General features: G+C 66.4%; 22 protein-coding genes and 1 pseudogene. 9 read left to right on the top strand and 14 right to left on the bottom strand.

Features of this window, described 5'->3' with window-relative positions; all coding sequences use genetic code 11:
* Nucleotides 1–1155, bottom strand: a complete 1155-nt coding sequence (locus DIE11_RS23660; protein WP_124627464.1) for an ABC transporter ATP-binding protein — start codon at nucleotides 1153–1155, stop codon at nucleotides 1–3.
* 234 nt (nucleotides 1156–1389) lie between these two features.
* On the opposite strand from DIE11_RS23660, the gene DIE11_RS23655 reads away from it, so the two are divergent.
* The 4 genes and pseudogenes from DIE11_RS23655 to DIE11_RS23640 all read left to right on the top strand — a co-directional run bounded on the left by DIE11_RS23655 (nucleotide 1390) and on the right by DIE11_RS23640 (nucleotide 4384).
* Nucleotides 1390–2403, top strand: coding sequence for a LacI family DNA-binding transcriptional regulator (locus tag DIE11_RS23655; RefSeq protein ID WP_124627462.1), 1014 nt, complete (start codon nucleotides 1390–1392; stop codon nucleotides 2401–2403).
* 298 nt (nucleotides 2404–2701) lie between these two features.
* Nucleotides 2702–2860: pseudogene (locus tag DIE11_RS37420) on the top strand (LysR family transcriptional regulator); the annotation flags it as partial.
* Between the two features lie 83 nt (nucleotides 2861–2943).
* The gene (gene frmR, locus DIE11_RS23645) at nucleotides 2944–3219 is read left to right on the top strand and encodes a formaldehyde-responsive transcriptional repressor FrmR (RefSeq protein ID WP_059599650.1); all 276 of its coding nucleotides are present in this window, start codon (nucleotides 2944–2946) and stop codon (nucleotides 3217–3219) included.
* 55 nt (nucleotides 3220–3274) lie between these two features.
* Complete coding sequence (locus DIE11_RS23640) at nucleotides 3275–4384, top strand: S-(hydroxymethyl)glutathione dehydrogenase/class III alcohol dehydrogenase (protein WP_059599651.1); 1110 nt, start codon at nucleotides 3275–3277, stop codon at nucleotides 4382–4384.
* A 207-nt stretch (nucleotides 4385–4591) separates the two neighbouring features.
* On the opposite strand, the gene DIE11_RS23635 is transcribed toward DIE11_RS23640, so the two are convergent.
* Together DIE11_RS23635 and DIE11_RS23630 are read right to left on the bottom strand one after the other, a co-directional pair.
* The gene (locus DIE11_RS23635) at nucleotides 4592–5785 is read right to left on the bottom strand and encodes an NnrS family protein (RefSeq protein ID WP_124627460.1); all 1194 of its coding nucleotides are present in this window, start codon (nucleotides 5783–5785) and stop codon (nucleotides 4592–4594) included.
* Nucleotides 5786–5961: 176 nt separating this feature from the next.
* Entirely contained in the window at nucleotides 5962–6987 is a 1026-nt protein-coding gene (locus DIE11_RS23630; RefSeq protein WP_124627574.1) for an AraC family transcriptional regulator, read from the bottom strand.
* A gap of 354 nt (nucleotides 6988–7341) precedes the next feature.
* Between DIE11_RS23630 and DIE11_RS23625 the strand changes: the two genes are divergently transcribed.
* The 5 genes from DIE11_RS23625 to DIE11_RS23605 all read left to right on the top strand — a co-directional run bounded on the left by DIE11_RS23625 (nucleotide 7342) and on the right by DIE11_RS23605 (nucleotide 12252).
* Nucleotides 7342–8571: a dienelactone hydrolase family protein gene (locus DIE11_RS23625; RefSeq protein ID WP_124627458.1), complete on the top strand. Its 1230-nt coding sequence runs from the start codon at nucleotides 7342–7344 to the stop codon at nucleotides 8569–8571.
* A gap of 67 nt (nucleotides 8572–8638) precedes the next feature.
* Nucleotides 8639–9424: an SDR family oxidoreductase gene (locus DIE11_RS23620; protein WP_124627456.1), complete on the top strand. Its 786-nt coding sequence runs from the start codon at nucleotides 8639–8641 to the stop codon at nucleotides 9422–9424.
* A gap of 63 nt (nucleotides 9425–9487) precedes the next feature.
* Nucleotides 9488–10726 carry a styrene monooxygenase/indole monooxygenase family protein gene (locus DIE11_RS23615; RefSeq protein WP_124627455.1) on the top strand — a complete coding sequence of 413 codons (1239 nt, stop codon included), beginning with the start codon at nucleotides 9488–9490 and terminating at the stop codon, nucleotides 10724–10726.
* Nucleotides 10727–10731: 5 nt separating this feature from the next.
* A complete protein-coding gene (locus DIE11_RS23610) occupies nucleotides 10732–11259 on the top strand; it encodes a flavin reductase family protein (protein ID WP_124627453.1) in 528 nt (175 codons plus the stop codon).
* Nucleotides 11260–11292: 33 nt separating this feature from the next.
* On the top strand, nucleotides 11293–12252 hold the full coding sequence (locus DIE11_RS23605) for a transporter (RefSeq protein WP_124627451.1): 960 nt from the start codon (nucleotides 11293–11295) through the stop codon (nucleotides 12250–12252).
* A 223-nt stretch (nucleotides 12253–12475) separates the two neighbouring features.
* Here the strand turns inward: DIE11_RS23605 and DIE11_RS23600 are convergent, their stop codons facing one another.
* The 11 genes from DIE11_RS23600 to DIE11_RS23555 form a co-directional block, all read right to left on the bottom strand.
* Complete coding sequence (locus tag DIE11_RS23600; RefSeq protein WP_124627449.1) at nucleotides 12476–13468, bottom strand: hypothetical protein; 993 nt, start codon at nucleotides 13466–13468, stop codon at nucleotides 12476–12478.
* Nucleotides 13465–13983, bottom strand: a complete 519-nt coding sequence (locus DIE11_RS23595; protein WP_124627447.1) for a (2Fe-2S)-binding protein — start codon at nucleotides 13981–13983, stop codon at nucleotides 13465–13467. Before DIE11_RS23595 ends, DIE11_RS23600 begins: the two co-directional genes overlap by 4 nt.
* Complete coding sequence (locus DIE11_RS23590; RefSeq protein WP_260437165.1) at nucleotides 13980–16628, bottom strand: xanthine dehydrogenase family protein molybdopterin-binding subunit; 2649 nt, start codon at nucleotides 16626–16628, stop codon at nucleotides 13980–13982. Before DIE11_RS23590 ends, DIE11_RS23595 begins: the two co-directional genes overlap by 4 nt.
* A gap of 424 nt (nucleotides 16629–17052) precedes the next feature.
* Nucleotides 17053–17199, bottom strand: a complete 147-nt coding sequence (locus tag DIE11_RS36505; RefSeq protein ID WP_185633808.1) for a hypothetical protein — start codon at nucleotides 17197–17199, stop codon at nucleotides 17053–17055.
* Nucleotides 17200–17618: 419 nt separating this feature from the next.
* Complete coding sequence (locus DIE11_RS23585) at nucleotides 17619–18593, bottom strand: type II secretion system F family protein (protein ID WP_124627444.1); 975 nt, start codon at nucleotides 18591–18593, stop codon at nucleotides 17619–17621.
* A 38-nt stretch (nucleotides 18594–18631) separates the two neighbouring features.
* Nucleotides 18632–19609, bottom strand: a complete 978-nt coding sequence (locus tag DIE11_RS23580) for a type II secretion system F family protein (RefSeq protein WP_124627442.1) — start codon at nucleotides 19607–19609, stop codon at nucleotides 18632–18634.
* A gap of 33 nt (nucleotides 19610–19642) precedes the next feature.
* Complete coding sequence (locus tag DIE11_RS23575; RefSeq protein WP_124627440.1) at nucleotides 19643–21010, bottom strand: CpaF family protein; 1368 nt, start codon at nucleotides 21008–21010, stop codon at nucleotides 19643–19645.
* Nucleotides 21011–21029: 19 nt separating this feature from the next.
* On the bottom strand, nucleotides 21030–22238 hold the full coding sequence (locus DIE11_RS23570) for a CpaE family protein (protein ID WP_124627438.1): 1209 nt from the start codon (nucleotides 22236–22238) through the stop codon (nucleotides 21030–21032).
* A gap of 21 nt (nucleotides 22239–22259) precedes the next feature.
* Nucleotides 22260–22703 carry a TadE/TadG family type IV pilus assembly protein gene (locus tag DIE11_RS23565; RefSeq protein ID WP_059599667.1) on the bottom strand — a complete coding sequence of 148 codons (444 nt, stop codon included), beginning with the start codon at nucleotides 22701–22703 and terminating at the stop codon, nucleotides 22260–22262.
* Nucleotides 22700–23233, bottom strand: coding sequence for a TadE/TadG family type IV pilus assembly protein (locus DIE11_RS23560; protein WP_124627436.1), 534 nt, complete (start codon nucleotides 23231–23233; stop codon nucleotides 22700–22702). The genes DIE11_RS23565 and DIE11_RS23560 overlap by 4 nt, the downstream gene beginning before the upstream one ends.
* Before the next feature lie 13 nt (nucleotides 23234–23246).
* The gene (locus DIE11_RS23555; RefSeq protein ID WP_124627434.1) at nucleotides 23247–24518 is read right to left on the bottom strand and encodes a pilus assembly protein TadG-related protein; all 1272 of its coding nucleotides are present in this window, start codon (nucleotides 24516–24518) and stop codon (nucleotides 23247–23249) included.
* Nucleotides 24519–24534: the final 16 nt, after the last annotated feature.

Genomic DNA, 24534 nt, shown 5'->3' with positions numbered 1-24534 from the left:
CTATGCGAACGCCGCTTCGGCGTGGATGGCCGGCAACGCGATGCCGGCCTCGTCGAACAGGTGACAGCGCGACGGCGGCACGTGGAACGCATGCCGCTCGCCGCGCCGCATCGCGGCCTGGCCGGGCAGTTTCGCGAGCAGCGGCACGCCGCCGGGCTGGTCGAGATGCACGTAGGCGGCTTCGCCGAGTTGCTCGACGAGCGCGATGTCGCGGACGATCGTGGGCGGGTCGGCATCGCCCGACGCAGCGATCGTCAGATGCTCGGGACGAATCCCGAGCGTCACGCGCGCGCCGCTGCCGATGTGGCGCGGCAGCGGGCGATCGCGCAGCGTCAGTGTTTCGCCGGTGCCCTCGAGCCGCAGCCGGCAGCCATGCGCATCGGCCGCGTCGACGACCGCCGGCAGGAAGTTCATCCGCGGCGAGCCGATAAAGCCCGCGACGAAACGGTTGGCCGGCCGGTGATACAGCTCGAGCGGCGCGCCGGCCTGCGCGATGCTGCCGAAGCGTGCGACGTCGTCGCCCGCGTGCAGCAGCACGATCCGGTCGGCAAGCGTCATCGCCTCGATCTGGTCATGCGTCACGTAGACGGAACTCGATTGCGTGAAGCGTGCATGCAGGCGGGCGATTTCGACGCGCGTCTGGCCGCGCAGCGTCGCGTCGAGATTCGACAGCGGCTCGTCGAACAGGAACACGCGCGGCTCGCGCACGATCGCGCGGCCGATCGCGACGCGCTGCCGCTGGCCGCCCGACAACGCCTTCGGCTTGCGATCGAGCAGCGCATCGAGTTGCAGAACACGCGCGGCCTCGGTCACGCGGCGCCGGATCTCGTCCTTCGGCGTGCCGGCGATGCGCAGGCCGAAACCGATGTTGTCGAACACGGTCATGTGCGGAAACAGCGCATAGCTCTGGAACACCATCGCGACACCGCGCTCGGCGGGCGGCGTGTCGTTCATGCGCGCGCCGCCGATCCGCAACTCGCCTTCGGTCACGTCCTCGAGCCCGGCGATCATCCGCAACAGCGTGGACTTGCCACAACCCGACGGACCGAGAAACACGCAGAACTCGTGCGACGCGATCTCGAGGTTCACGTCGCGCAGCACCGGCGCATGGTCGCCGTAGCGCTTCGAGACGTCCTTCAATGAAATGGCGGTCATCGCGCTCTCCTCTCCTGGTCAGGCGCTTCGGGACGAGAAATTTAACCGCTTAAATTCCGATGGTGCAATTCGCCCTGTTCGCCGTACCATGTCGTCTCCTTGATCTGATGTGTCGAGAAATTAGCGTATCGCCTGTCCTTGTGCAACTTGTGGGACGCACTCCCAGAATATGAGCAGACACTCCCTCGCTTCCCTTCCCTCGTGCAGCATTGCCCGCCCGGCCCGAGGCCGCGCATGGTGACGCTCGCGCAAGTCGCGCGGCGCGCGAACGTCACCGCGGCGACCGTCTCGAACGTGCTGCGCAATCCGCAGAAGGTGAAGCCGGCGACCGTCGAGCGCGTGATGGCGGCGATCCGCGAGCTCGGCTATCGGCCCAACCTGACCGCGCGGGCACTGGCCGAGGGCCGCACGTCCACGCTCGCGTTGATGCTGTCGAACATCACGAACCCGTTCTATCCGGAATTCGTGCTGGCAGCCGAGCGCGAGGCGCGCAAGCGCGGCCATTACCTGCTGGTGTCAAATACCGACGACGATCCTGCGATCACGCGCAACTACCTCGAGCGGATCGCCGGCACGCTTGCCGCCGGCGCAATCGTGATGAACACCGACCTCGCGGAAGCCGAACTCGCCGACATCGCACGCCACGGCGCGTCAATCGTGCTGTGCATGTGGGAGCACGTGCATGCGTCGCGCACGCTGCCGTGCGTCACCGTCGATTTCGCGGCGGCGGGCGCGCTGGCAGCCTCGCATCTGTCCGGGCTGCGGCATCGCGCGTTCGGCGCGCTCGTCGGCAAGGGCTCGGGCGGTCCGCAATCGGTGCGCTTGCGCGGGTTCGCGGACGAACTCGCGGCATGCGGCCATCCGGCGGAGGCGCTGACGACGGTGTCGGTTCACGATTCGATCGAAGGTGGCTACGAAGCGGCCGCCGCGCTGCTGCGGGCGAAGCCGGGCCTCACCGCGCTGTTCGCCACCAATGACCTGATGGCGATCGGCGCGATGCAGGCAGCCGCCGATCTTGGGCTGCGCGTGCCTGCCGATCTGTCGGTGGTCGGCATGACCGATATCCAGCTCGCCCACCAGTTCCGCCCCGCGCTGACGACGGTGCGGTTTCCGACGTCGCAGATCGCCGCGCGGGCGATCGCGCTGACGCTCGACATGATCGACGGCGTCGAGCCGGCTGCCGCCGTGCATACGATCGGGGCGCCGGAGCTCGTGGTGCGGGAATCGACGGGGGTGGCGCGGAGTTGACGCACGGAGCGCGCCACGTCGACGTCGCGCTCCGGCCGGCCGTTCACGCATTCGCGTGTCAGCGCAAATGGCCGCCCCTCCCCGCTCAGAACTTCCACGACAGATTGCCGTACAGCGCATGGTCGCTGACATCGCCGGGATCCACCGATTGGGCGAGCGGGTGACGCCAAGCCGGCCGCCCGTCCCGCATTCGCGCCCGATCCAGTCGGAACTCATGCCGAATCCCCGCATGCACCATCAGCTGCTTCGACGTCGACGGCAGACCAGCTGCCCCGGCACATATCCCCGGTCGAGCGACGAGCCGAGCGAACTCGGTATCGTCATGCGCCGCACCAGCACTCTGAGCGGCGCCGCGCGCTGCTTCATCGACCGCCTGCTGCAAGTGATCCGGCGGCATGCGCGGTCGGCGCGCAACGAGGATCTTGCGCTGTTCCGCACGCTCACGCTGCTGATCTGACGGTGTGCCCGGCAGCGATTCCGTATACCTCCGCGCCACATTGCTCTATACTGCCCCCCAGTATCCGGAAACCCACAGATCCCATGCCGCATTCCCCCGAAGAAAAGAAACGCGTCCTGACCCGCGTGCGCCGTGTTCGCGGGCAACTGAATGCGCTCGAGCAAGCGCTTGAGGAGGGCGCGGACTGTGGCCCGATACTTCAGCAACTGGCTGCCATTCGCGGCGCGATCAACGGCGTGATGGCCGGCGTGCTCGAAAGCCATTTGCGCGAGGAATTCACCCAGCTCGCGGACGCATCGCGCCCCGCTTCCGGGTCGATCGACGATATCGTGACCCTCGTTCGGTCCTACTTGCGCTGACCGGTGCGGAATCGTCGACCTTTCGATCCATTCGATGATTTTTTAAAGGATTGCCATGAAATCACGTGCTGCAGTTGCGTTCGAGGCGGGTAAGCCGCTCCAGATCGTCGAAATCGACGTCGAACCGCCCCGCAAGGGCGAAGTGCTCATCAAGATCACCCATACCGGAGTCTGTCACACCGATGCCTTCACGTTGTCGGGCGACGATCCGGAAGGCATCTTTCCGGCCGTGCTGGGCCATGAAGGCGCCGGCATCGTTGTGGAAGTCGGCGAAGGCGTGACGAGCGTGAAACCCGGCGACCACGTCATTCCGCTATACACCGCCGAATGCGGCGAGTGCCTGTTCTGCAAGAGCGGCAAGACCAATCTGTGCGTGTCGGTGCGCGCCACCCAGGGCAAGGGCGTGATGCCCGACGGCACCACGCGTTTCAGCTACAACGGCCAGCCGATCTATCACTACATGGGCTGCTCGACGTTCAGCGAATACACGGTCGTCGCCGAAGTCTCCCTCGCGAAGATCAACCCGGACGCCAACCCGGAGCAGGTCTGCCTGCTGGGCTGCGGCGTCACGACCGGCCTCGGCGCGGTCAAGAACACCGCGAAGGTGCAGGAAGGCGATACGGTGGCCGTATTCGGTCTCGGCGGCATCGGCCTCGCAGTGATTCAGGGCGCCAAGCTCGCGAAGGCCGGCCGCATCATCGCGATCGACACCAACCCCGGCAAGTTCGACCTTGCGCGCGTGTTCGGCGCAACCGACTGCGTCAATCCGAAGGATCACGAAAAGCCCATCCAGCAAGTTATCGTCGAAATGACCGGCTGGGGCGTCGACCACAGCTTCGAGTGCATCGGCAACGTCAACGTGATGCGCGCCGCGCTCGAATGCGCGCACCGCGGCTGGGGCCAGTCCGTCATCATCGGCGTCGCGGGCGCCGGCCAGGAAATCTCCACGCGCCCGTTCCAGCTCGTCACCGGTCGCCGCTGGCTGGGTACGGCATTCGGCGGCGTGAAGGGCCGCTCCGAACTGCCGGGCATGGTCGAGGAAGCGATGGCCGGCACGATCCAGTTGGCACCGTTCGTCACGCACACGAAGCCGCTCACCGGCATCAACGAGGCATTCGACTTGATGCACAACGGCGAGTCCATCCGGACCGTCGTGCATTTCTGAAATACGCGCAACGAGATCGGCTGCAGTAACCGGTCTCGTTGCGCGATACCGCCGGCAAGCCGCGATGCTTGCCGGCGCGACGCATTCTCCGAACCATCGCTTATCAGACCGGCAACGGTCGACGTCTCATGACGCCGTGCCCGGCGCGCAAGGCGGCTCTGATGCTGCGCCCGACGCTTCCTGCAGCGATCCGACGACGCGCGAGCGTCAATCCTGGCGACCGTCCGCACGCGGCGACATCAGGAACGGCGCGTAGTGAACCGCGTACGCCGCGAATGCGACGATCCAGCACGCGCCCGACGCATCGAGCCAGACCGTGTACGGCACACCCGGCAAGAGCGGACCAAACACGCGAATGACTGCCGCACCGATCACCAGCCAGTAACACAGCTGCTCCCACGGGCCCGCGACGAGCATGCGTCCCGTGTGGCCGAGCGCCGTGCGCGTGATCATCGCGATGATCGCGCCGCCGATCGCGCCGACGGTCAACGCATGCACGGCGAGCGAGTGCGCGACCGCGCCAGCGAACGACAGCGCGAGCAGCACGAAGCCGACCGGAATCCACAGACAGGACACGTGCAGGATCCACACGATAGGCCGCTTGCCGACGCGCCATGAATGCCATCCGGCAAGGCGCCACGCATGCAGCGCGGCGGTCGCGAGCGCAGCGACGACCAACAGCGTATCGGGTGCGCCGAGCGCGTCCGCGAACAACGTCAGCGCGACCGCGGGGGCCGCGAGCGCGTCCACGATCCTGAAGCGGTGAATCTTGAAGCCGGGAATCGCATTCATCGTGAACATCGGCACGATGCGTCCGGTGATCACCGCGACGAAGAACACGACCAGCCCCGTCGCCGCGTAGGCCGCACGCAACGCGAGATCGGCCCGCCCCGTCGTCACCGATACATGGAACAGCGCATTCAGCGCGCCGAACAGCAGCAGCGCGACCGGCAGGAACACGTTGTGACGGTTCTTCGCCGAAATGAGCACGCGCAACAACACGATGGCCGTCACCGGCAAGAACAACGAATCGACGACGGCCGCGAGCATCGGCGGCCCCGACCAGACGAGCACGCGTCCGGCCAGCCAAAGCAGCCACAGCGCCGCGAGCGCCGGGCCGCGCAGCGTCTCGCGCGAAGTCCAGGCCCGCGTGGCGGTCAGCAAGAAGCCGACGACGATCGCGGCGACGAAGCCGAAGATCATCTCGTGCACATGCCACATGAGCCCGGTCATCGGACCGGCGCGCCCGGCGACAGGCACGCCGTGCCAGGCCGCAAGCCACAAGACGATGGCGACGCTCGCGAACAGCGCGCCGGTCAGATAGAACGGCCGCAGGCCAAGCTGCAGCAGCGGTGACGTATCGGGCGCCGACGGGGCTCGCATCGGCTCGCTGATTTTCATGTGCGTCTCCGGCAATCGAGGATGACGTCATTCATCCTAGCGCGGTGAGACGCGAGACGGGAGCGTGCCCCTACGCGGCGCAGTGGCATCGCCCGCGTTCATGACATGCGTCAAGCGCGCGCTTCACGCGTGTGCCAGACTTTAAAAAGTGAGCCTGCGTTGTGGCTGCCCTCCCGTCAGCACCGCGCACGCCGCATCCGGAGCGTGGCCGACGGCGATTCCCCGAACGCGCGCTTGTAGTCGATCGCGAACCGCCCGAGGTGCGCGAAGCCCCATTTCAGCGCGACGTCCGTCACCGATGCGAGCCCCGGTGTCGCGTCGTCGAGCAGTTCGTCGCGCACATGTTGCAGCCGCAACTGGCGCACGAATCCCATCGGCGTGATGCCGTGGCGATTGCGGAATCCGGCGAACAGCGTGCTCGGGCTGACGCCCGCGAGTTCGGCCAGCCGTTCGATCGTCAACGGCTCGTCGAGATGCGCACGGATGTATTCCTCGACGCGCCGCACATAGAACGGCGCGAGCGGCGCCGGCGCGGGGCGTGTGCCGTTGCGTGCGCTGTTCGGGTGGCCGTACAGCAACAGGTTGAGCAGCGTCGATTCGAGTTGCTCGAATGCGAGCGGATGGCGCAGCGGATGCCCGTCCGTCGCGATCGCGTCGGCCAGCATCGGCAGCATTTGCGCGAGACACGCGCCCTGTTGCGACGACAGGCTGAATTCCGGCTCGAACTCCACAGGCACGCGCCGGTCATCGCCGCAATGCCGCTGCGCATGCCGCTCCATCACCTCGCGCTCGATGCGCAGGATCACTTGCGGGCACGCCTCGCCCCACCGCATCCGGAGCGGCAGCGTCGGCGACAGCAGCGACGCGGTGTCGGGCGACGACACGAAGCGCGTCGCGCCGCACTCGATTTCGGCGTCGCCGCGCAGCGGAATCTGCAACAGATAGAAGTGCTCGAGCGGCCCCGGTTCGATCGACACTTCGCCGCCGTAGTCGAGCAGATTCAGCGACAGATTGCCCCAGCGCGCATGATGCATGCGGCCGTGCAGCGCGCGCGAATCGCCGGTCAGCGTAAGCCGATGCGGTTTGAACACGTCCGCAACCCGCGCGCGCACCTCGTCGACGTCATCTGACTGCAGCAGCAGCGTGTCGTGGTTGAAACAGGCAGCGTCACCCAGCCAGCCCGCTCCGCAAAATTGCCCCATCGAAGTTCTCCCGTCGTGCTCGATTGCACCTGCGCCGTGCACGCGTTCCCGATTCCGGGGAACCCCGTCGCACGATCCGGATAGCGTCCGGAGTATCCGGACAGTCCGCCTCGTTACACTACGCAAGCCCTGCGCACATCACGCAAGAAGTGGACCGTTCGCGCATCGTAGAAAACTGTGCGGACCTTCCGCATCCGCACATACCCGCAGTGCGCCGCGTTCCGTCCCCGACGCGGCGGGCCGATCCGCAGGTTTCCGGAATTCGCGGATACCGGCCGAAGAAAGCGGATAGAAGCGCGCGTTTCGTCCGCCAATACTGGGCCCATGCCAGTCACGAACAGAACGGAGGGACACATGAAAGGACGACACATCGACATCCCGTCGCCGGACGGCGGGACGTTTCGCGCATACATGAGCACGCCGGCCGGCGGCACGGGGCCGGGTATCGTGCTGTGTCACGAGATCTTCGGCGCGAACGCGACGATGCGCGACGTGGCCGATTACTACGCCGAGGAAGGCTACACGGTGCTCGTGCCCGACCTGTTCTGGCGCCAGGCGCCCGCCATCGAACTCGGTTACACGGCGGCCGACTTCGAGCGCGCGATGGCGTTGTACCGCGAGTACGACGAAAACAAGGGCGTCGAGGACATCGCCGCCGCGCTGGCCGTGCTGATGCAACGGCCAGAATGCACGGGCCAGGCCGGCGTGCTTGGCTACTGCCTGGGCGGCAAGCTCGCGTATCTCGCCGCGTGCCGGCTGCCGGACGTGGCCGCCGCCGTCAGCTATTACGGCGTGGGGATCGAGCACGCGCTCGACGAAGCCGCCCATCTGCGCGGCCGGCTCGTGCTGCAGATCGCCGCCCAGGACCGCTTCTGCCCGCCCGACGCGCAGCAGCGCATCGCCGCTGCATTGGCCGGCCGCGACGGCGTCGAAGTGTACGTCTACCCGGGTGTCGATCATGCGTTCGCGCGCGTCGGCGGCGATCATTTCGACAAGGCCGCCGCGGTCATGGCGCACCAGCGCGCGATCGCCGCGTTTCGCGCGGCGCTCGGCCCGCACTACGATCTGTCCGCCCTGTGGGAAGAACACCTCCGGCACGAGTTCGACACGCGCAACGTCGACGCGACGATGGCCACGATGGTCGCGCAGCCTTACGTGAACCATATTCCGACGCTGACGGGCGGCGTGGGCTACGACGAGCTCAAGCGCTTCTACACGCATCACTTCGTGCATGCGAACCCGCCGGACACGACGATCACGCCGATCTCGCGCACGGTCGGCGCGAGCCAGATCGTCGACGAACTGCTGTTCTGCTTCACGCACACGACCGAGATCGACTGGATGCTGCCCGGCGTCGCGCCGACCGGCAAGCGTGTCGAGATTCCGCTCGTCGCGATCGTCAAGTTCCGCGGCGACAAGCTGTATCACGAACACATTTACTGGGACCAGGCGAGCGTGCTCGTGCAGATCGGCCTGCTGGACGCGGCCGGGCTGCCCGTTGCCGGTGTCGAAACGGCGCGCAAGCTGCTCGACGAAACCGTGCCGTCGAACAGGCTGATGCAGCGCTGGCACGACAGCGCGTGATCGACGGATACGCATGCGGCGCGCGCAACGCGCGCCGCCTTCACTCAATCATTCCAGGAGACACACCATGACTGCCCTTGCTGGCAAAGTCGCGATCGTCACCGGCGGCGCGACGCTGATCGGCGCCGCCGTCGCGCAGGACCTCGGCCGCGCCGGCGCGTGCGTCGCGATCCTCGATCTCGATGCGGAAAACGGCGCGCGCGTCGCCGACACGCTCGGCGAACGCGGGATGTTCATCGCGGCCGACATCACCGACGACCGCGCGATCGACCGAGCGGTGTCGGCGGTCGCCGAACGCTTCGGCGCGATCGACCTGCTGATCAACCTGGCCTGCAGCTACGTCGACAACGGGATCCAGGCCACGCGCAACGACTGGCTGGCGGCGATGGACGTCAACGTCGTGTCGGCCGCGATGCTGGTCAAGGCCGTTCATCCGTTCCTGAAGCGGCGCGGCGGCGCGATCGTCAACTTCAGTTCCATCTCCGCGCAATGTGCACAGACCGGCCGCTGGCTCTATCCGACCTCGAAGGCCGCGATGCGCCAGCTCACCCGCAGCATGGCGATGGATCTCGCTGGCGACCGGATTCGCGTCAACTCGGTGTCGCCGGGATGGACGTGGTCTCGCGTGATGGACGAGCTCACGCACGGCGACCGCGCGAAAACCGATCGCGTGGCCGCGCCGTTTCATCTGCTTGGGCGCGTGGGCGATCCGTCGGAAGTCGCGCAGGTCGTCACGTTCCTGTGCAGCGACGCGGCGAGCTTCGTGACGGGCGCCGACTACGCGGTGGACGGCGGCTACTCCGCGATGGGTCCCGAGCAGGCGGTGCCGGCGATTCCGCGGCTGGCCGAATAACCGGCAGCCGCTTCTCCCGCCCATACTTCGCCTCATGCAATTCGTTCTACCAAGGATTTCATCATGAAACGCATCGCTATCGTCGGCGCCGGCCAGGCCGGCCTGCAACTCGCCTTCACGCTGCTCGACCAGGGCTATCACGTCACGCTCGCGACCAACCGCGACGCGGAACAGATCCGCGCCGGCAAGGTCATGTCGAGCCAGTGCATGTTCCATACCGCACTGCAGATCGAACGCGATCTCGGCCTGAACACCTGGGAAGAAGCGTGCCCGTCCGTCGAAGGCATCGGCATCGCGGTGCCGCATCCGGAAGGCAACGGCCGCAAGGCGATCGACTGGTCGTCGCGGCTGACCCGCTACGCACAATCGGTCGACCAGCGCGTGAAGATGGCCGACTGGCTCGACGCGATCCGGCGCCGCGGCGCGGACGTGCGCATCTGCGACGTCGGCGTGCCGGAACTCGAGGACCTCGCGCTCAGCCACGATCTCGTGCTGCTCGCGGCCGGAAAGGGCGAAATCGTGCACCTGCTGGGCCGCGACGACGCACGCAGCGCATTCGAGCGCCCGCAACGCGCGCTTGCGCTCACCTACGTGAAAGGCATGACGCCGAGCCAGCCGTATTCGCGCGTGCGCTTCAACCTCCTGCCCGGCATCGGCGAATACTTCGTTTTTCCCGCGCTGACGACGACGGGCCCGTGCGAAATCATGGTGTTCGAAGGAATCCCCGGCGGCCCGCTCGACTGCTGGGCCGACGTCAAGACGCCCGAGCAGCATCTCGACCGCAGCCTGTCGTTCCTGCAGCAGTATGTGCCGTGGGAATTCGAGCGCTGCCGCGACGTCGAGCTCACCGATCCGAACGGCACGCTGTCCGGCCGCTTCACGCCGACCGTGCGCAAGCCCTTCTTCCGCCTGCCGTCTGGCCGAACCGTATTCGGCATGGCCGATGCGGTGGTCGTCAACGATCCGATCACCGGCCAGGGTTCGAACAATGCGGCGAAATGCGCGAAGGTATACGGCGACGCCATCCTCGCACGCGAAGCCCAGCCGTTCGACGAAGGCTGGATGCACGACACGTTCGAACGCTACTGGTCCTATGCGCAGCACGTCGTGCGCTGGACCAACTCGCTGCTCACCCCGCCGCCGCCGCACATCCTCGAGCTGCTCGGTGCCGCTGGCCAGTTGCCGTCGCTGGCCGCGACGCTCGTCAATGGCTTCGACGATCCGCGCCAGTTCGCGCCGTGGTGGTTCGAACCGTCGGCCTGTGCGGCGCTGATCCGCGACCACGCCGCACGTTCGGAGTAAGCGACATGGACACCACCGCGACCTGCATTTCGGGCCTCGACCCGCAGCAACTGCGCGCCGCGTTCGGGCAGTTTCCGACCGGCGTCACCGTGATCACGACGCGTTCGGCGGACGGGCGCAAGGTCGGCCTCACCGCCAATTCGTTCTCGTCTCTGTCGCTCGACCCGCCGCTCGTGCTGTGGAGCCTGCGCAAGGTCGCGCCGAGCCGCCCGGACTTCGTCGCGGCCACGCACTTCGCGATCAATATCCTCGCGCACGACCAGATCGAGCTGTCGCGCCGTTTCGCGACACCGAGCGCCGACAAGTTCGACGGCGTGTCCCACGTGGAAGCCGATGCGGGCGGCGTACCTTGTCTCGACGGCGCGAGCGCGCGTTTCGTGTGCCGCAACGTGGGCCATTACGAAGGCGGCGACCATCTTCTGTTCATCGGACAGATCGAACAGTTCGATGCGTTCGGAAAGGCGCCGCTAGTGTTCCATGCGGGCCAGTATCGCGCAATCTCCGCACATCCCGATCTTTCTCGCGTCGTTTGATTAGTTATACAAATAAATATTCAGGAGGTGGTGATGATGAAATGCGGCTCTCGCCTGCTTGCGATCGCAGGTCTCGGGTTAGTCGGCCTGGCCGGCCCCGCGCCGGCGCATGCGACCGACCTGCCGTCGGTCAACCTGGGGATGACCAGCTTCCTCGACGGGATGCCGCCGGCCGGCTCCGGCTGGTACGGCACGCAGTATCTGACGTACTACACCGCCGGACGCGTCAACGACAACGCCGGCAACAAGGTCGGGCTGCCGAAGCAGGACATCGACCTGTTCGCGGGGCTGAGCCAGCTCGTCTACCAGTCGCCGCTGACGTTCGGCGGCATGCATCCGGGGCTCGACGTGATCCTGCCGTGGGTGGCCTCCGTGCATACGAACGACGGAATCGGCAACGTCGCGCTGAATTCGCGTGCCGGATTCGGCGACCTGCTGGTCGGACCGTTCATCCAGTTCGATCCGGTGATGGGCGCGCAGGGGCCGCGCTTCGCGCAGCGGCTGGAGTTCCAGTTCATTGCGCCGACCGGTGCATACGATCCGGCGCGCGCGATCAATCCCGGCAGCCATTTCTGGTCGTTCGATCCGTACTGGGCCGCGACGTTCTGGATCACGCCGAAGTGGACCGTGTCGTGGCGTCTGCACTATTTGTGGAATGCGACCAATCACGAGCCGGCGACCGCGCTCGGGCCGGACGTGACGTCGACGCAGGCCGGCCAGGCCGTTCATGCGAACTTTGCGACCGAGTATGAAGTGCGGCCCGGGCTGCGGCTGGGTCTCAACGGCTACTGGCTGCGCCAGACCACCGACACGAAGGTGAACGGTCAGGACGTGTCCGGCACGCGGGAAGCCGTGCTGGCGATCGGACCCGGTGCAATGTACAGCTTCTCGCCCCAGGATCACCTGATGTTCAACGCGTACTTCGAAGTCCATGCCCGTAACCGCCCGCAGGGTTCGCGGATGGTGCTGCGGTACGTGCATCACTTTCAGTAGGCGAAACACCGACGCGTGACGCCGCACCGCGGGTACGTATGACGGATGGCAACTTCTACTACCCCGGTTTCTCTCGCGCATCGCTCATCAGCCGGCGCATCACATGACCGTGGCTCCACCGGCCGAGGCGATCCGCGCGTATCGTCATGGGCGAGCCCGGCAAGGCCGCGGATGCGGCGCGCGAGAGGCGCCGTGGCGGTCCGGCGCGTAACCCGCGCGCAACCTATTTGGCCGCCTGCGCCACCGGCGTGAAACTGCACTTCGGATCGTCCTTGCCGCGCGCCGAACAGCATTCGAGCAGGTCGCTCACCGACTTCGCGTTCGCCGCATTCCATTCATACAGGCTCTTGTTGTTGTCGATCGGCATCCAGTGCGTCATCGGATACCGGCTCGCACGCGCGTTGCTTCCCTTCGGCGGCGGCAGCAAACCGGCCGCGAGCGGCACGTAGATCTTGCAGCTGTTCTGATCGCCGATCCGGTGACAGCCGATGCAGGTATTGCCCGGCGTGCTGATCGCGTGCGACGTCCACGACGCGAAGTCAGCGCCGAGATTCACGTACTTGCCCCACGGATCGGTCGGCACCTTGCTCCAGACCTGGCCGATCCACGGGCTGTACATGACCGGGCTCGCGTCGTGACACGACACGCAGCGCTTCGTCGCAGTCGCGGCCGGCTTCCACCAGAACTCCGCCGCGGACGGATGGCCGGGCGGCGGCGTCGTCTCGTTCGGCGGCGGCACGCGCGCCGCGTTCATGCCGGCGGTGCCGCCCTGCTCCGCATGAAACCAGCAGGTCTTGCCGTTGCCCGCATGATGCAGCACGATGTCGACTTCGTCGTAATACGGGCTCCGATTCGCGCGGATCTGCTTGCGGCGGCAAAACGCCGAGATCTGCGTGTCGCCATGCGACAGGTCGAGGATCTTCGAATACGGTGTGCACTGTCCGGACGTCGGCGCGTCATAGGGCAATAGCGCCGGGCGATCGCACGTCATGTGTGCTGCGTAGCGCACGGGCACGCGGCCGTTGACGGTGATCGGCACATCGGTGCCGTCATTGCAGTCGAACGCGGGAATCTCGCCGATTTCGTCGGTGCACCGCTGCGCATACTCGTGCAACGACGTATCGCCGTTTGCCGCCGCGAGCGCAACCGGCACGACCGATGCAACCTGTGCGGCCAGCATCGTCGCCAGCGCGACGACGCAGTTTCTCATCGTCATGCCGCCCCCTTCGTGTAGCGTATCGCCACCTTGCGAATGGCCTCGATGTACTTCACGTAACCGGTGCAACGACAGATGTTGCCGCCCACCCAGGTTTCGATCATCGCGTCCAGATCGCGCTCGTGCACCGGCTGCGCGCGCAGATGATCGAGCATCGCGGTCGCGGCCATCAGGAAACCCGACACGCAGTAGCCGCACTGGAACGCGAACGACTCGAGAAAACTCTGCTGCAGCGGCGACAGCGCGCCACCCTGCGCGAGCCCCTCGACCGTGTACACGTGCATGTCCGCCATCGCGCTGACCGGGGTCGAGCACGACAGCGTCTTTTCCATCGGCGCATCGGGCGCATTGCGCACGCCGACCGTGCACGCGCGGCACACGCCGATGCCGCAGCACAGCTTGGTGCCCGTCAGGTCCTGCCGCTCGTGCAGGAAGTCGATGAGGTTCATGTCCGCGTCGGCCGCGTCCGCTTCGACGGGCTTGCCGTTGATGATCATCCGGACCGGATTGCTCATTGCAGTGCCTCCCGAATCTTCTCCGGCGTCACGGGCGTCACCCGGAACCGCCGCCCCGTCGCCATCGCGAGCGCATTGAGCAGCGCCGGCGCGATCGGACACATCACCGCTTCCGCGATGCCGCGTGCATTCGCGGGATCGCCGCCGGGCGGCGGTAAGGCGATCAGCTCCTGCACGGGGATGTCCGGCAGCCGCGTGACCTCGTAGCGATCCAGATTCCATCGGCCGCCGCCCGGCCCGTCCGGCCCCAGCGGACACGTTTCGGTCAGCACGTTGCCGATACCCATCGCGACCGCGCCCTGTGACTGCCCTTCGACGAGCTCCGGCGACAACTGCCGGCCGACGCTCACCGCCGTCACCACGCGTTCGACCTTCACGCGCCCGGTCGCCGAATCGACGGACACCGCGACGAGCGTCGCCGACGGCGCATAGGTCGTGCGCCCGTAAAGTGTCGTGTTGATCGGCGGCGGCTGCAGCACGCGCTTCAACGGCGTCAGGTGATACGGATCGAGGCCGACCGCCACGTAGTCGTAGTCGATCTGCGCACTGCCGGACGCGAACGGATAGGTTCCCTTCCAGAAATACCCGGCATAACTCGCATGCACGGCTGCGGTCGTCTGCAGGCCGAGCTTCCTGATCGTGCCGAGCAGCGTCGCCCACGGAATCGGTGCGAGGCCGTTCGCGGCGAGTGCGCGATCGGTCCAGTGCACGTCCTCCGCACGCACGGGTACGCCCCACCATGCGCGCGCGGCCGGCAGCACGCTCTGCAGAAACAGCACCTGCGCGGCGCCCTTGACCGCGTGGTACTGATGAAATGCGCCGAGACAGGCGCTCGACGAGCCGTACGTGTAGCACACGTACTTGCTGTCGTCTGGCGGATTGCTCGAACGTTGCAACCCGAGCGAGTTGAACGGTCCGATCTCGCTCATCGCAATCGTTTGCGCGTTTTGCCCGAGAAACTCGGCCGGCGCGAGACCGAGCGTCGTGGCCGCGCCGTTGCCCATGTCGGTGTACGGCGTGACCACGCGCAGGTTGCCGTCGGGCAGGATCTGCACCATGCCGAACATGCCGTCGCCGGAGGTGCCGTACGCTTCGTTCGCCATCGCGAGGCCGACACCGTAGCGGAGGCTGCGCGCGCTGCGCTCGGCACGAATCTGCTCACGCTCGAGCCATAACGGATGACGTTCGAGTCGGTCGAGCAGCGCGTCCAGCTGCAGGTCGAACAGGATCGGCGCGCCCGTGATCGCGCGGCCCTTGCCGAGAGCGGGCGCCTTGCCGAGCAGATTGGCGCGCCGGATCTCGAACGGCGACATCCCTAGCCGGCGTGCAGCCTCGTCCATCAGCGTCTCGATCGCCATGAACGCCTGCGGCCCGCCGAAGCCGCGCTGCGAACCGCCGAAGACTTCCCGCGTGTAGGTCGACGCGGCCTGCGCGCGTGCCCGCGGAATCTCGTAGCAGCTCATCGCGCTCAACGCGGCAAGCTGCGCGACGTACGGCGACAGGTTCTTCTTCCCGCCGCCGTTCATCAGGAAATCGCAGGTGATCGCTTCGAGCTTGCCGCGGCGGTCGAACCACAGCGATTCGGAGAACTGCGTCTCGCAGCGTTTCAGGCCAACCTGGAATTGCTCGTAGCGTGACTGCTGCCAACGCAGCGCGCCCTTCGCGAACGGCGCCGCAAGAGCCAGATACAGCGGGAAATAGGACTTGTCGCGTCCGCCGAAACCACCGCCCGGGTAGCACGCGATGACCTGGGCCTCCTTGACCGGGACGTTGCTGCCGTCGAACAGCGCACACGCACCGATCGCATCGTCGTTCGCCGACTGCGTGCCGAGAACGAGGCTCATCTTCGAGGCGGACGCGTCGTACCATGCGAGTCCCGCTTCGGGCTCCATAAACATCGGATCCATCGCCGGCGTCTCGAACCCGTCGTCGCCCGTCGCCCGAATGCCGATCCACGTGCCGGCGGCCGCGTGGTGGGCAATCGTCGCATCGATGTTGGCGACCGCCGCCTCGCGTTCCTCCAGATACTTCGCGGTCGGCTTGCCGGTGCTGTCGGCCTCGTAGTTGTCGACGTAGTTGAACCGCCGTGCGTCGTCGCGCACGTAGACGGTCACGGGCGAATACGGCACGACCGGTGCGGCCTGGCCGGCGCCGACCGGCGCGCCGTAGCGGATCACGCCGCGATTGAAATCGAGCAGCTTCCTCGCGCGACGATAGATATCGAAGTTCTCGAAGATCAACAGCGCGGCCGGTTGCCCGTAGCAGTCCGCCGGATGACCCACCCGCGCGAGCCAGTAGATGTCCTGGTTCGCGATCGGATCGGGCCGCGGTGCAAGATTGATCCTGCGCGCGCTCAGCAACGCGTTGTCGACAATGGCGATCGGCTGCAGTTCGTGCGGCAGCACGCCGAGATCGTAGCCCTGGTACACCGCGTCGACCCGGTCGCAGCGCAGCGCATAAAGCCAGTTCTCCTGCTGCGGCCAGCCGACGAAGTCGCGGGACTTGAAGTCGCGCGCGTAGATCTTCTGGCCCATTACCTTCGGCACGCCATCGATGCGCCAGCGCGCCTTTCCGGGCACCGGTGCCCAGCTCGGGCCGTCCGCATCGGCCTGCGTCTCGCCTGCGGCGAGTACGAGTGCCGGCAAATGCGTAACCGAAACGGCGACAACGGCGCCGCTGCCGGCGAGCTTCAGAAAAGTCCGGCGTGTCACTGGCACACGGATGGCCATGCTGCGTCCCTCGTTCGAATTGTTATGTCGGTCGTCGAGTGCGCGACGTGCGTCGCCACGCCGGCCGCGAGCGGCCCGATACGCGTGTGCGTCGGTGCACAGGATGTCGGTGAGAAAGCGGTGTTCCGGGCGCGGTTGCGCGCGCCGGCTGTCAGTAATCGGGAGGGAGACGACGCGCGCCGTAGCCCGGCGGCATCGCGGGTTCGGTCCACGCGGGTGGTCGCCTGCTCGATGAGGCGTCAGGCGGCGTGCATCGCGCTGCGTGTTCGTTCATGATTCCCCCGGCCCCGATCGTGCTTGACTGGCCTGTTGCCCGTATCGTCGGGCAACCGCTTCAATTTCAGGCGTTGTGTTCGTTCTTTCCGCGACGCGGGGCGATCGTCCCGTTCGCAGCTCCATTCAAGCCTGATTTTGAATAATCGTAGGAATTCGAATCGACGATTTCAAGGAGATTTTCGGGCACGATGACGCGCATCGGCAGCGGCATCTGTGGATACGTGCCGCGTCATCGGCTGGCGCATGCCACCGCTGGCGGCCCGAGGGCGCTGCGGCCGCGCGGCGACTGCCTGCGCCGGCCGGCAATTCGGTAAACAATCGCTCGCGTTATCGACACGGATGGATTCAGCCGTGCAGATCGGACCTGTCGGATCCGCTTTCAGTCCGGTCGGCGCGCCGCCGCGACTGCGTTCGAGGTTAGTCGTAGGGGGCCACCCGCGCGGGCAGTGGACTACGGCTGTCTCCATGGTCGACCATGGGTCCGGGTTGCATTGACGCCGCTATGATCGACCTGTGTCGCGGCGCCGCCCGGGGGGAGAAGGAGCCTCCCATGAAGACGGTGACCGTGCCGGCCCGGCAATGCCCGGTCGGCACGTACATCCGGTTCGCGCGGCAGTCCCGCGCCGCTGCTTACTGCCCGATACTGGTGAAGGTCGGCAGCAGCACGCGATACACATGAATCATCGCCGGCCCGAGCAATACGCACATCAGCGCCGGGAAGATGCAGAAGATCAGCGGGAACAGCAGCTTCAGCGCGATCTTCGCGGCGCGCTCCTCGGCGCGCATCCGCCGTCGCGTGCGCAGCATGTCGGACAACACGCGCAGCGATTCGGCGATGCTGGTGCCGAAGCGATCGGCCTGGATCAGCATCGCGCAGAACGATTCGATATCCTCGACGCCGGTCCGCAGTGCCAGATTGCGCAGCGCGGTTTCCTTCGTGAACCCGGAACGCATCTCGAGCAGCAGCAAGTCGAGTTCACCCGCGACCACTTCGCTGCGAAAGCGCAGTTCCTCGCTCACCCGCATCAGCGCCGCGTCGAGCCCGAGCCCTGCTTCGACGCATACGGTCATCAAGTCGAGCGCATCCGGGAAGTCCTCGAAAATCACTCGCTGACGCGTCGCAATCCGCCGCCTGAGGATCACGTTCGGCACGTAGTAGCCGATCCCGGCGAGCGCGACGAGGATGAACGACAGCAGCATGCGTTGACCCGCGAGCCGGGTCGTGGCGAGCGCCAGCAGCGCGACGCCCGGCAGCGCCAGCGCGAGTACCGTCTTCGCCGCGAAGTAAAGCGCGCCCGCGTTCGGATCGCGCCAGCCGGCGTTCATCAGCCGGATGCGCAGCGGTGAATTCTCCCAGCCCTCCTGCGGCACCGACAGCCGGGAAATCGGTTGCGACAGCTCGACGAGCTTCGCGACCCAGCGCGATGGCTGCCCGCCGCCATCGCCGGCGCCGGCGCCGATGCCTACACTTGCTCCGCTCGCCTGCTGGATCCGGCGCTCCATGTTGCGCGGCGCAAACAGCAGCATCGCGACCAGCACGCCGCCGGCGACGAAGATGAACAAGCCGGCCAGCATCACGGTATGTACTACGCTCAGGTTTTGCATGACAGCCTCGAATCGGTTCGTGAAGCCTGAGACACGCGTCAGACGCGAATCCGGATGATGCGTCGGATCCACAGCATGCCGAATGCCATCGACCCCAGCATCACTCCGACCATCTTGATGCCGGCCGGATCCTGCCAGAGCACCGAAAGAAACTCCCGGTTCAACACCGCCATCATGCCCGCCGTGCCGAATGGCAGCAGCCCGAGGATCCAGGCCGACAGCCGCCCTTCCGCCGACAGCACGCGGACCTTGTCGAACAGCTTGAAGCGCTCGCGAACCAGCGATGCGATGCTGTCGAGAAGCTCGGCCAGGTTGCCACCGGTCTCGCGCTGGATCAGCACCGCGATCACGAAGTAGCGCAGGTCATGGGCCGGCACGCGTGTCGCGAGGTTCACCAGCGCATCGTGCAGCGATACGCCGTAATTGATCTCGTCGAACGTGATCCGGAATTCACCGCCCATCGGATCGGGAAACTCCTCGCCGACCATCCCGAGCGCGCTCGTAAAGGAGTGGCCGGAGCGCAGCGCGCGCGCGATCATGTCGCAGACATCCGGCAGTTGGCGCTCGAGCTTGAGCATCCGCCGGTTGCGATGCCGCATCACGTACATTGCCGGCATGCACGCGGTCAGCAGCGCAATCGGCAACATGGCGATCAGGGGCAACGGCGTGAACAGCAGGACGAGCATCGCCGTCACCGGCAACACCGCGGTGTACACGACGAGCTTCGCCACCGTCCAGTCGAGCCCCGATTGCTGCAGCAGCAAATCCACCGACTGCACGCGCGGCATACGCATCAACAGCCGGTCGAACGGTTTCGATTCGTCGAGCATCCGCTTCTTGAGAATCGACAGCCGCTCCTGCTGCACGCTGCCGCCGGCCGACATCGCGCGCAGGCGCGACTCGATCCGGCGTGCCGCGGCACCGTGGCGTGAGTTCCACCATTGATAGACGCCTTCGATCGCGAGCACCACCGCGACGAAGGTGAGAATCACAAAACCATAGAATATCGAGTCCATGAGACCTCCCCGGAATCAGACGACGGCGCGTCGTCACTTCGTCTCGTAACGCTGCGCCGGGTCGTAGAGTGAATCCGGCAGGTTGATGCCGAACGACTGCAGCCGCTCGGCGAACTTCGGCCGCACGCCGGTCGCGCAGAAGTGTCCGCGCACCGTCCCGTCGCGATCCATGCCGGTGCGCTTGAACGTGAAGATCTCCTGCATGTTGATGATGTCGCCTTCCATCCCGGTCAGCTCCTGGATGCTGACGATCTTGCGCTTGCCGTCGGTAAGCCGCGTCGCCTGGACCACCACCGAAATCGCCGACGCGATCTGCTGGCGCATCGTCTTCGGCGGCAGCGTCAGGCCGCCGACGCTGATCATGTTCTCGAGCCGCGTGAGCGCGTCGCGCGGCGTGTTTGCGTGGATCGTCGCGAGCGAGCCTTCGTGGCCGGTGTTCATCGCATTGAGCATGTCGAGCGCTTCCGCGCCGCGCACTTCGCCGAGAATGATCCGGTCCGGCCGCATCCGCAGCGCGTTGCGCACGAGCGTGCGCTGCGTGATCTCGCCCTTGCCCTCGATGTTCGGCGGCCGCGTTTCCAGCCGCAGCACGTGCGGCTGCTGCAGTTGCAGCTCCGCTGCGTCCTCGATCGTCACGATCCGCTCCGATCGCGGGATGAAGCCCGACAGGATGTTGAGCAGCGTCGTCTTGCCGCTGCCGGTCCCCCCCGACACGAGCACGTTCACTTTCGCCTTGGCCAGCGCATCGAGCAGTTCCGCCATCGGCGGCGTGAGGCTCTGGTAGCTCACGAGGTCGTCCATCTTCAGCGGGTTGACCGCGAAACGCCGGATCGACATCAGCGGCCCGTCGATCGCCGACGGCGGAATGATCGCGTTCACGCGCGAGCCGTCCGGCAAACGCGCATCTACCATCGGGGTCGATTCGTCGATGCGCCGCCCGACCCGCGACACGATCTTCTCGATCACCTTCATCAGGTGCGCGTCGTCGTAGAACGTCACGTCGGTCAGCTCGAGCTGGCCGGCGCGCTCGACATAGACCTGCCGGTACGTGTTCACGAGGATGTCGGAGATCCCGGGGTCGCGCAGCAGCGCCTCCAGCGGGCCGAAGCCGAACATTTCGTCGTACACGTCGATCACGAGCTGGCGCCGCTCGATGTCGTTCGCGAGCAGGCGCTCCTCGTCGAGGATGCGCGAGATCAGCGCCGAGATTTCCTGCCGCACCTGTTCCTGCGGCAGGCGTGACAGACGCTCCAGCTCGACCCGTTCAAGAACCGCCGAGTGAATTTCACGGCGCAGCCTCTGGTACGCGTCGCGTACCGACGAATGCGTCGCACCCGCCGGATCGGTGCTCGTCGCCTGGGGCTGCGTCCGGTACAAGGACATCTGTTCGCGCAATGACATGATGGTTTCCCCGAAAGATTCACATGGACTTGAGCTTCGGCGTGGCCTTGCGGCCGAACAGCCGGGACATCAACGGTTCGCTGCTGGACGCGTCGTGCCTGGTGCGCACGTCCCCTTCGACGATCTGCTTCGCACAGGCCTGCAACGCACGCGTAACCGCTGCGCTGCGTGCGACGCGCGAGACCGGATGCCCCAGGTCGAGCGCTTCGCGCACGGTATCGGCGTCGTCGGGTATCGTGCTGCTCGCATGCAGGCCGAGCACTTCCTCGAGCGCAGTGCGGGACCGTTCGCCCGCGCGTGTCATCCGGTTCACCACCAGCCGCATCTGGTCGGTCGGGTAGCCGAGCGACACGAGAATTTCGAGCAGCCGGCGGCCCGCGCGCACGTGCGGCATCGCGGGCTGCAGCACGAGCTGGATCTGGTCGCTGCGATCCAGCGCGATCATCGACAGCGGATTGATGCTCACGCCGATGTCGAAGATCACGAAGTCGTAGCGCGGCGCCGCGACGCCGAGGATCCATTCGAGCGCATCCTCGCGCATCTCCGCGGCCTTGACCGGGTCGCCCGCGCCCGCCAGCACGTGGAAGGTCGGCGTCACGTGCGCGACGCTCGCGTCGAGAAACGCGCCGTCGAGTCGCTCGATCTGCGCGCACAGCTGCGGCAGCGTCGACGGCGGCGTCTCGTCGCTGACGAGGAACGCGGCATCCGCGAACTGCTGGTTCAGATCGACCAGGAGCACGCGGCGCTTATATCCTTCAGCGATCTCGTACGCGACGTTGCTCGCGGCGAAGCTCGTGCCCGCGCCGCCCTTGCACGACATGAACGACACGAAGCGCGTATCTTCGGCGTCGCGTCGCGTGCTTTGCGCGGCGGCACGCTCGAGCGCACGGGCCAGCGCCGCGGGGTCGATCGGCCACTGCAGCACGTCGCGCGCGCCGGCGCGCATCGCGTCCAGCAGCACGTTCGGCGCCGCGTCGGCCGTCACCAGGATGCAGGTCAGGCCCGGGTGCAGCCGGCAGATGCGCTCGAGCGCCGACAGCTCGGTCGCATCGGTCGTCGCGCCGTCGATCAGCAGGATGTCGAATGAATCGAGTCCGTCCGTTCGATTCTCGATCTGCGACGATCGTCCATGCGCGCGTGTCACGCGATAGTGTCCGCTGTCGGTGACCAGGCGCGCGATCTGCGTGAGCCGGGCGGTATCGTCGGCAGCTACGAGGATATTGATCATGGCTGTGCCTCGTCGGTTCGATTATTGACAGGCGGTGCCGCCCGTGGATGAATTCAGGCTTTCACGCGACAGCGTCGTGGTGAACGGCGGCATCGTGATCGAGACGCTAGCGAGCGGAATCATCGTCTTGACCGTAAAGTTGGTCATGCTGACGGTCACGAACGAGCAGGAGCTCACGTCGCAGCCCGACGGCGTGTAGCTCACCGACACGTTCGCACTCGACACCATCGGCATCAGCGACTTCACGCGCTTCACGACGCCGGCGGCGTTCACGTCGCAGACGATCGCCGTGCGTGCGCCGAGCCGGATGGCCTCGGCCGCCGTGTTCCAGTAAAACAGCACGCGCCCGAATTCGAAGACGCCGATCAGCAGCATCATCAGGATCGATGCGATCAGCGCGAATTCGACGATCGTCGCGCCGCGTTGGGCGCGACGGCGCGACGGCAGACAGGAGCGCGGGTTCATGACACTTGCCTCATCACGGTGACGATGTTGCCGAAGGTGATCGACGACAGCCCCGGGTAGGCCGGAATCGGCTGGTACTTATAGCCCTTCACCTTCACCTCGACGACGTTGATGCTGCCGGTCGCCGTGCCGCTTGCCGCGTTGTTGGTCGCGTCGTAGGTCGGCAGGTTCGCGAACTGCGGTGGATCGGACGCGTCGGCGCAATCGCTCGAATGCGCGGCGTCGCACACGATCACCATCGATGTCGTGAGCCCCGGCACCAGCTCGGTGCCGGCAGACCCGCAGGTCGTGTTGCCGTAGACGACCAGGCACTGCGCCGCCGCGAGCGGATACGCGCTGTCGGCCGGCAGATAGACCGACAGGTAGCGCGCCGCGTCGCGCGTCGCCTTGGTGAGGGTCTCGTACTGATAGATCGCGCGGCCGAACTCGGCCACACCGGTCGCGAGCACGATCATCGGCATCAGCACGAGCGCGAACTCGACCGCGGCGACACCGCGCATGCGCGACCGGCGAATCGGGAGCCTTTTCATGATCGCGTCTCCTCTATTGAACGAGCATCGGCACTTTGAGGCCGACCGAGCTGCCGCTGCCCGGCAAACCGTGCGTCGCGCAAGGCGTGCTGCCGGACGACGCCGAGCCGAGGTATTCGAGATGCGCGACGACCCCGCCGGCGCCCGGGCTGAACGGCAGCGGATCCAGCATCAGCACGCAGTCCCACTGCGTGACGGTCAGCTGGTTGCTTGCGCCCTGCAGCGTCGAGCAGTCGCCCTCGGGGGCGAGCGCGACCCGGCGGTCGCCGCCGAACGTCTGATAGTTGCTTGCCGTGGCGGTTCCGTTGGTCGCGATGCCGCTGCCGGCGGGCGGTGCACCGTCGCCCTGGTAGGACTTGAAGCTCGCGCGATCGAGCACGAACTGCGTGTACGCGTCGCCGACGATGCCCGCGGTTCCCGGCGGCCCGTAGTTGGGGCCGACGTACGCGTAGCCGGTGAAGTCCGGCTGGCCGCTCGAGCCGTTGGCGCCGTTCGTATAGATGCCGAAGCGGGTATTCCACGCGCGCAGCGACGCGGACTTCAGGCCCGTCGAACCGAGGGTGGGCGGCGACGTGATGTTGCAGGTATTGCCGGACAGTTCGCTGGCGATCGTCGTTTCGTTGGTCGAACCGTCGAGCGCGGCCCAGCCGAAGTTGCCGGGCCCGTATGTCGACGACGAGCCGGAAGGCGACGAGATCCAGTCACCGACCTTGTACGGCGCGGTGGACGCCGCGCGGCACACGAACACCGGGATCGCACAGGTGGTCTGCCCGGCGCCCACCGTCGCGATCGCGCTCGCCGAGACCTGCGCCGCGTTCGCGACCTGCACACCGGGAATCGTGTTGAGCACCTCGATGAACCAGTGCGCGATGTTGGTCAGCTGCGCCGTGCACTTCACGTACTTGATGTTCGCCGGCGTGGCGACCGCCGTCTTCGTCAGGAACGGATTGGTCAGCGAATCGCTGAACGTGACGTTCGAATCCGTCTGCATCTGCACCGCGTTCTGCTGAAAGAAGGCGAAATTCGAGTGGCCGGCGGCGATGCCGTCCGCTTCCGCGACCTGCAGGCTGATGGCCGACGTGAGGTCGCGCGCAGCGGACAGCGCGCATGAGTCGGCGCTGTTCTGAAGTTCGCTGCGCGTGACGTACAGCTTGCCGAGGTCCAGCGCGAGACCGACGAATCCGATCATCACCGCCAGCGCGAGACCGACGATGATCGCGACGGCGCCTTGCTGGCGATGCAACCCTCGACGCGTGAGTTTCGGATGACGAGCTGCGCTGGACATGGCGTTCTCCCTGAGC

It is taken from the genome of Burkholderia sp. Bp9012 (assembly GCF_003853825.1).
In the GTDB taxonomy this organism is placed as follows: Bacteria; Pseudomonadota; Gammaproteobacteria; order Burkholderiales; family Burkholderiaceae; genus Burkholderia; species Burkholderia diffusa.
The sequence above is the reverse complement of the archived record's forward strand: the minus strand, read 5'-3'. Positions and strand labels throughout refer to the sequence as shown.